This window comes from Thermococcus sp. (genome assembly GCF_027008145.1).
In the GTDB taxonomy this organism is placed as follows: Archaea; Methanobacteriota_B; Thermococci; order Thermococcales; family Thermococcaceae; genus Thermococcus.
Map to the genome: position 1 here is coordinate 1 of NZ_JALTCZ010000107.1, position 7,063 is coordinate 7,063.

8 protein-coding genes are annotated in these 7,063 nt (G+C 54.0%); 3 read left to right on the top strand and 5 right to left on the bottom strand.

Translation table 11 applies throughout. The annotated features are described in order from the left end of the window. Window positions 1–140: 140 nt before the first annotated feature. The 3 genes from MVD07_RS05240 to MVD07_RS05250 all read left to right on the top strand — a co-directional run bounded on the left by MVD07_RS05240 (window position 141) and on the right by MVD07_RS05250 (window position 2,840). A complete protein-coding gene (locus tag MVD07_RS05240) occupies window positions 141–704 on the top strand; it encodes a CBS domain-containing protein (RefSeq protein WP_297499404.1) in 564 nt (187 codons plus the stop codon). A gap of 72 nt (window positions 705–776) precedes the next feature. Next, window positions 777–2,630 carry an ABC transporter substrate-binding protein gene (locus MVD07_RS05245; protein WP_297499392.1) on the top strand — a complete coding sequence of 618 codons (1,854 nt, stop codon included), beginning with the start codon at window positions 777–779 and terminating at the stop codon, window positions 2,628–2,630. 30 nt (window positions 2,631–2,660) lie between these two features. After that, on the top strand, window positions 2,661–2,840 hold the full coding sequence (locus tag MVD07_RS05250) for a hypothetical protein (protein ID WP_297499406.1): 180 nt from the start codon (window positions 2,661–2,663) through the stop codon (window positions 2,838–2,840). On the opposite strand, the gene MVD07_RS05255 is transcribed toward MVD07_RS05250, so the two are convergent. The 5 genes from MVD07_RS05255 to MVD07_RS05275 form a co-directional block, all read right to left on the bottom strand. After that, a complete protein-coding gene (locus MVD07_RS05255; RefSeq protein WP_297499394.1) occupies window positions 2,818–3,528 on the bottom strand; it encodes an ABC transporter permease in 711 nt (236 codons plus the stop codon). The two genes, MVD07_RS05250 and MVD07_RS05255, sit on opposite strands and share 23 nt — an antisense overlap. After that, window positions 3,525–4,448, bottom strand: a complete 924-nt coding sequence (locus MVD07_RS05260) for an ABC transporter ATP-binding protein (protein WP_297499396.1) — start codon at window positions 4,446–4,448, stop codon at window positions 3,525–3,527. Before MVD07_RS05260 ends, MVD07_RS05255 begins: the two co-directional genes overlap by 4 nt. Continuing rightward, window positions 4,433–5,566 (bottom strand): PQQ-binding-like beta-propeller repeat protein, encoded by a 1,134-nt coding sequence (locus MVD07_RS05265; protein ID WP_297499398.1) that lies wholly within the window; start codon window positions 5,564–5,566, stop codon window positions 4,433–4,435. The genes MVD07_RS05260 and MVD07_RS05265 overlap by 16 nt, the downstream gene beginning before the upstream one ends. A 63-nt stretch (window positions 5,567–5,629) precedes the next feature. Next, a complete protein-coding gene (locus MVD07_RS05270; RefSeq protein ID WP_297499400.1) occupies window positions 5,630–6,391 on the bottom strand; it encodes a hypothetical protein in 762 nt (253 codons plus the stop codon). Between the two features lie 49 nt (window positions 6,392–6,440). Beyond that, a partial coding sequence (locus tag MVD07_RS05275; protein WP_297499402.1) for a SufD family Fe-S cluster assembly protein occupies window positions 6,441–7,063 on the bottom strand: 623 nt, incomplete at its 5' end.

A 7,063-nucleotide genomic window follows, 5' to 3' on the forward strand; every position in this document is an offset into this window, starting at 1 on the left:
GTGCTCACGCCGAGCCCACAGGGCCGGGAGCATCCACCCGCGCGAGCGGTGAACGCGGGCCTCTGTACCCGGCCCACACTTCGACGCACTTCTGAGGAAAGCTTATAATACACGGAACTGACCAATAACCGGTGGTTATTGTGGTGATAATCCCCCGGCCCATTGACCCCAGGGAAATACGAAGGATCCGAAAGGAGCTCGGCATAACTCAAGAGGAGCTCGCAAAGAAGGCCGGAGTAACTCAGGCTTACATAGCAAAGCTTGAGGCCGGGAAGGTTGATCCGAGGCTCTCCACCCTCAACAGAATCCTTCAGGCACTTCTCGAATGCAAGCACGCAAGGCCCAGGGCAAAGGACGTGATGTCCTCGCCTGTCATATACGTTAAGCCATACGAGAGCGTGGAGAAAGTGATAAGACTTATGAACACCCACAACATCTCCCAGATCCCCGTAATCTCGGGCAACAAAGTAGTCGGCTCAGTGACGGAGAGAATCCTCGTCAGGAAGAGCCTCGAATACGATGACATCTACGGCAGGAAGGTCATGGAGATCATGGAGGAGCCCTTCCCGATAGTCAATGAGGATGAGGACATTGAGGTGGTTAAATATCTCCTTGAGGATAATCCGGCCGTTTTAGTCCAGAATAAGGAGGGCAAAATAGTCGGCATAATAACCCGCGTTGACATATTCAGGACCAAGGGCTGATGGAGAAATTATCCATCAACTTTATATACCCTTCCTCGAATCCCACTTGGACAAATCGTCCAGGTGGTTGAAGTGAAGTCGAGTGCACTCCTGCTTCTGTTAATCCTGGTGGGGGCCGTTATAGCCTCGGGCTGTATAAGCTCGACGGGCGTGAACACCCCAAGCGCCACGACAAGCCCGGAGGGAAGCACCCCAAAGCTTCAGACAGCCTCACAAACGGCTTCAAAAGCCTACTATCCTATAAAAGTAAAGGACTTCGCCAATAGGACTGTGACCATTAAGTCGGAGCCTGAAAGGGTTGTTTCCCTAGCACCGAGCATAACCGAGGACCTCTACTACCTTGGCCTCCTCGGCAGGGTCGTTGGAGTTACCGGTTACGAGGACTGGCCGAAGGAGGTAAAGAAAATCAAGTCCGTCGGCGGTTACGGGGCCTACGCCAACTTGGAAATAATAGCGAGCCTGAAGCCGGATTTAATCCTCGCAGACAACGCAGTTTTCTACAAGAAGGGATTCCTCGAAAACCTCGAAAAAATAGCACCGGTAGTAATCGTTGCCCCCAAGGGCATTAACGATATACCCAGGGCAATAGAACTACTCGGAAAGGTCTTTAACAAGGAGGAAAAGGCCAAGGAGGTCATTGAAGAGTTCAAAGCAGAGATTAATGCACTCCGCGAGGCTACCGCTGGAAGGAAGAGGCCGAAGGTCTTCTACGTCGTCTGGCACGATCCCCTCACAACGGCCGGTGGGGACACCTTCATAAACGACGTGATATCCATTGCCGGGGGAATCAACATCTTCAACGACACCAAGGGCTGGCCCCAGGTGACCAGGGAGGAGGTTCTCGCCAGGGATCCGGACGTTATAGTGCTGACTCCCCACTGCGGTCTCGGGCTTGAGGATGCCTATAAGCTCTTTGCGGGCACAAAAGCCGTCAGGGAAGGGCATGTTTATCTCATCACCAACGAGAACGACCTCATTCATCCGAGTCCCCGCATAGTAAGGGGAATAGAGACGATGGCAAAGCTCCTACATCCAGAGGCCTTCAAAACGAAGTACCCGCTGACGGTAAGGGACATGATGAACAGGACGGTAACAATCAAGGCCGAGCCCAAGAGGGTTGTTTCCCTGGCACCGAGCATAACCGAGACAGTCTTCTACCTCGGGGCGGGTGATAAGCTCGTCGGAGTGACCAAGTGGGCCGACTGGCCCCCGGCTGTGAAGAACATAACCAAGGTCGGCGGTTACGGGGCCTACGCCAACTTGGAAATAATAGCGAGCCTGAAGCCGGATTTAATCCTCGCAGACAACGCCGTCCTCTACAAGAAGGGATTCCTCGAAAACCTCGAAAAAATAGCACCGGTCGTTATACTTAACCCGAAGAGCATCAAAGGCATCTATACCCAGGTCGAGCTCCTTGGAAAGATTCTGAACAGGGAAGAACAGGCCTTACTAGTCACGGCGGAGATGAAAGCCAGAATAAGTTCCATCCAAAGCGCGGTCTCAAACCTTACCAAACCGACGGTGATGTACCTCGTAAGCACATACAACGGCTACTGGATAGCAGGAAGGAACACCTTTGCCGACGACCTCATAAGACTTGCCGGGGGAAGGAACGCCTTTGAGGACGTAACCGGCTGGAAGGCCGTGAGTGCGGAGGAGATAGTGGCAAGGAACCCCGATGTTGTTATTATAGCATCGGCCTACGTCAACCCAGACATCTTCTGCTCAGGCCCCCTTTCCACGATAAAGGCCTCGAAGGATGGAAGGGTCTACACCGTCAGCGACCCCAACGTCTTCCAGAGGCCCAGCCCACGGGTTGTTTTGGCCGTTGAAGAACTGGCAAGGCTTCTCCATCCAGAGGCCTTCAAGTTCACACCACCGGCTTTGGTATGTCAGACAAACTCGACCGCCAACGCGACGGGATGATTTTTAAGCCCTTCTCCTTTCTATTTCCAGGTGCTCACGATGGAGAGGAAAACAGCTTACAGGGTTCTACTGCTCATCGTCGTGCTGCTGGCGGTTGTTTACACTCTTGGCATCGTAGGGCTCGTCCCCTTCCGCTGGAGCGAGTACATAACTCTCTTCATGGTGCTTCTCTTTATACTCCTCCGCATCAATAAAGGTTCTCAAGCCTAGACGTCGAGAGGTACAGGAAGAGTAGCGTCAGTATCAGAAGAACCAGCAGGGAATATAGGGGATTGACGACGTCGTAGTAATGCAGCATGGAGAAACGCAGGCCCTCAACCGAGTACGTCATCGGGGTTGCGAGGCCAACTGCCAGAAACCAGTGCGGGAATAGGAGGAGTGAAACTATGGCCCCGCTCGTGAACATCATGGGGAGCCTGATCAGGTTCAGCCAGGTCATTGCGTTTATCGGGTTCTCAACGATGAGGGCTATGTAAAGGCCGAGGCCCGAGAAACACATGGCAGAGAGTGTGAGGAACAGCAGGAGTAGCCAGGGGTTCCAGACGCCGTAGACAGTGAAGGGCCTCAAGAAGAGGAGGCTTGTAAAGCCGACGAAGAGGCCGAAGAGCGAACCGACAAGAACCTTTGCGAGAACAATTTCAAAGTAGCCAACCGGGGCCACGAGGAGCCTCTCAAACGTCCTCAACCTTCTCTCGAATATGACCGAGGAAGAGACAAAGGAGGTAGTGCCGAAGAGCACCGAAATGCTGAGCAGGCCCGGGGCGAGGTGGTCGACGTCACCAAAGCGTATCGCAAAGGCCAGGGTGAAGACGAGGGGAAATACTATCCCCCAGCTTATTGAACCGGGCTTTAGGACGTATTCCCTGAGCTCCTTCTCGGCCATTGCAAGGATCTTCACAGGGGACACCCCCCGCAGGGACAGCCACCCTCTGTCAGTTCGACGAAGACATCCTCTATGCTCGGCAACTCGGTGCAGATGTGGTCTATCCTGAAGCCGAGCTCCGACCTGAGGGAAAAGATGAACCTAAGGAACTCATCCGGCTCATCAACTTCGAGAACGATGCCGCCCTCTTCAAAGGCGGGCTTGTAGGGTTCCAGCTTCTTCAACAGGCTCGATGTTATCGGCTCAACGGAGAGGCGAACCAAGATCCTCCTTCCAACCAGCTTTTTCAGCTCGTTGCGCCTGCCTTCGGCAACTATCTTTCCCCCGCGAATTATGGCTATCCTCTGGGGTATGGTCTCTGCCTCAAGCATGTTGTGGGTTGTCAGGAAGACTGTCATGCCCCTCTTGTTGAGAAGGCGGATGAGACCCCTCACCGCCTTCGCCGAGTTTATGTCCAAGGCCGTCGTAGGCTCGTCGAGGAAGAGGACTTCAGGCTCGTGTATCAGGGCAGCAGCAATCGTGACCCTCCTCTTAAAGCCCGAGCTCAGCTTTCCGAACTTCATCCCGGCTGGAAGGTTGAAGTCCTTTATCAGCTCGGCAATCCTCTCCCTGGGGGCGTCGTAGAGCTTTGCCATGAAGCGCAGGTTCTCCTCAACGGTAAGCTCCTCATAGAGGTTCGATATGTCCGGAACGAGACCTATGGAGCGCCTAACAGCCAGCCTCTCCGTCTTCACGTTGTGACCGTTCACGTAGGCCTCACCGGAGGTTATGGAAGTTAGGGTCGTCAGCATTCTAACCGTTGTGGTCTTCCCGGCACCATTCGGGCCGAGGAGGGCGTAGGCTTCCCCCCTCTTCACGCGGAAGGATATACCCCTTACTGCCTCAACGTTCCCGTACCTCTTTACGAGGTTTTCAGCAACTATCGCTTCCTCCATAGCAGGGCCCCCAAGATGAATACAACGGCCAGCAGGCCGGCCAAGATGTATGGGTTCGTCCCGGCTTTTTGAGGTTCTGCCGTGCTTGCTGTTTCCGTGCTCACGTTTCCGAGAGACCAGGCGACTATTACGCTGTAGCAGTTCTGGACGTCGTGAGAGCCATACTCGGTCAAGAAGTATCCCCTGGGCGAGAAGGCGACATGATAGGCGGTGCCATTGAAGCGCTGGAACCATACGACGCTCCCGTTCTGGCCTATCAGCTCGGCCTCCTTGGCGAAGGAGACGACCGTGTAGTTGTCCATAGTAGCGACGTCATAGGCATAGCCTATGAGGGGAACCTCATAGATTAGCTTCCCGTTGAGTGAAAACAGCGTAACGTTGCCGAAGCTCCCTGCTACCGCTATAGCCCTACCGTCCGAGTCAACTGTTCTGGTGTAGCCGTTGAAGCGCTTCCTCCAAAGCTCCTTTCCATTGAAGGTAAAAACAACGAGCTCGCTCCACTCCTCGGACTTCGGAACAGCAAGGGCAACAACCCTGTCACCTGCAACCACAATCTTCCTCACCGCAGCCCCAGGGAAACTGCTCCAGAGGGACTTCCCATCGAGTGAAAAGGCCCGAATCCCCGAATCGGATCCAACGTAGATGACGCCGTTGGAGATGACCGTGCTCCAAGTATAGTTCCCGACCTTCTTCTCCCAGGAGAGCTTCCCATCTCTGAAGAGGTAGATATAACCGGAGGCATCGCCCGCAACGGCGACGGAGCCGTTGTCGCTCACCGAGACCGTAACAACAGGGCTCCTCAGCCTGTACTCCCAAATGGGTCTCTTGGAATCATTGAAGGCCTGAACCCAGCTCCCCTCCGTGCCGATGATTAGAAGGTTGTTTCCCGAGAGAGCTGTAGAGTAGGCTATCCCTCTGGTCGGAGCCTTGAGGAGAAGCTTGCCATCGGGGCTCAGCAGTTCGGCGTAGTAACCAAAGGCAAGGCCTATGTAGCCATCACTGTTGAGAGCCATTGAAAAGACCGCACACGTGTCAGAGTAGCTCCAAAGCTCGGATGGGGCTGCGTAAACCGGAAGTGATAGAAGGATTATGACGAAGGGAACGAAGAGCGACCTCATTTCACCACCGGATAAGATTTGGAGAAGCCCTTAAATCTCTATTGGTTGAAAAAGGGAAAAGGATCAGCCATGGATGGCATCGTAGGGGAAGTTAACTTTCTCAACGAAGGCTCTGCCTTCCCTGCTCTCGATGAAGACCATGACTATAGGGTAGTTTATCCTAACCTCTGTTCCGTCCTCCTTTTTGGTGTTCACAGGGGGAAGGATGTACGTCCAGTTGCCCAGATACTTCTCGGGAGGAATGCCCACGATGGAAAGCGTTGTGTTCACCGGGAGGGGAACCAGGCGGTAACTCATCCCGAAGGCTTCAACGCTTGGAACTCCCGCACCAATGAGCCTCACGAGATAACCCTTCTCAGTCCTCTCAACCTCAAAGTTCAGGTTCATACCGAGGCTCATCTTCGGTTTGCCCTTGTACTCGACCTCAACCGAGACGTAACTGCCGTTCCTGAGGGTGGCCGTGAGCGGGAGCATTCTCCAGCCGGAGTCAAGTGGGGGTGAGAACATATCCGATGGCACTAGGTAGACGCCATCGCCGAGCGGGAAAGCCGGCGTGAGGTTGACGACATTGTCTGAGGCCTTGAGGAGGACTAAGATGATTGCACTCCCAGAATTCACGGCCTTCTTAGTCCCTGTGAGAAAAACGCTCACGCTGACGTTAAGGTTGAAAGCGCTCCAGTTCTGGACGACTGAAAGGTTCGGAACCTCCTTCACCCTGAGCGAGAATGGGGCCGGTTCCCTTGAAAAGCTCACCTTGATGCATCCGGCGTCGGCGATCGTAGCTAATAACAGGAGCAATACAAGCACCACTCCCAGTATTCTCATAATTAAACACCGAGGGGTTTAGAGAAAAGAAAATTTAAAGTTTTGGGAGTCACATGCCCCCACTCACGGCCAGCTCTATTATCTTCCTGATCTCCACAAGGAACTCCGTCGGAATGTCCCTCAGCATCGGCTCAAGGAAGCCCTTGACTATCAGCTGGGTCGCCTTCTCCTCGTCGAGTCCACGGCTCATCAGGTAGAAGAGCTCCTCTTCGCGTATCTTTCCTATCGCAGCCTCGTGGCTCAGCTCGGCATCATCAACCTTGCTGACCAGCCCAGGATAGGTCTCCATGGTTGCTTTGTCGCTCATCAGGAGGGCGTCGCAGCTTATATGGCCCTTCGTCTTCGGTGCCTCGGCAGTTATGACGCCCCGAGTTATGACCCTGCTCTCGTCCATTATCACAGACTTGCTCGCGTTTATACCTGATGCCCCCTGTCCCTGCAGGAACATCCTGCCACCGAGGTCAATGTAGTAGTCCTTCTGACCAAGGAGAATACCGTTAAGTTCGACATAACCGTTCTCATCAACCCAGTAGTGGGGGTCTCCTATGTTGCTCTTTCCTGAGCCCAGGGTAACCGTCGTGTTGATGAAGCGCGCTTTCCTGCCTATCTTTGCTCTCGTCATAGGTCTGGTGTGGACGTACTCAGGCCAGTTCTGCAAAACGGTGAGCTGGC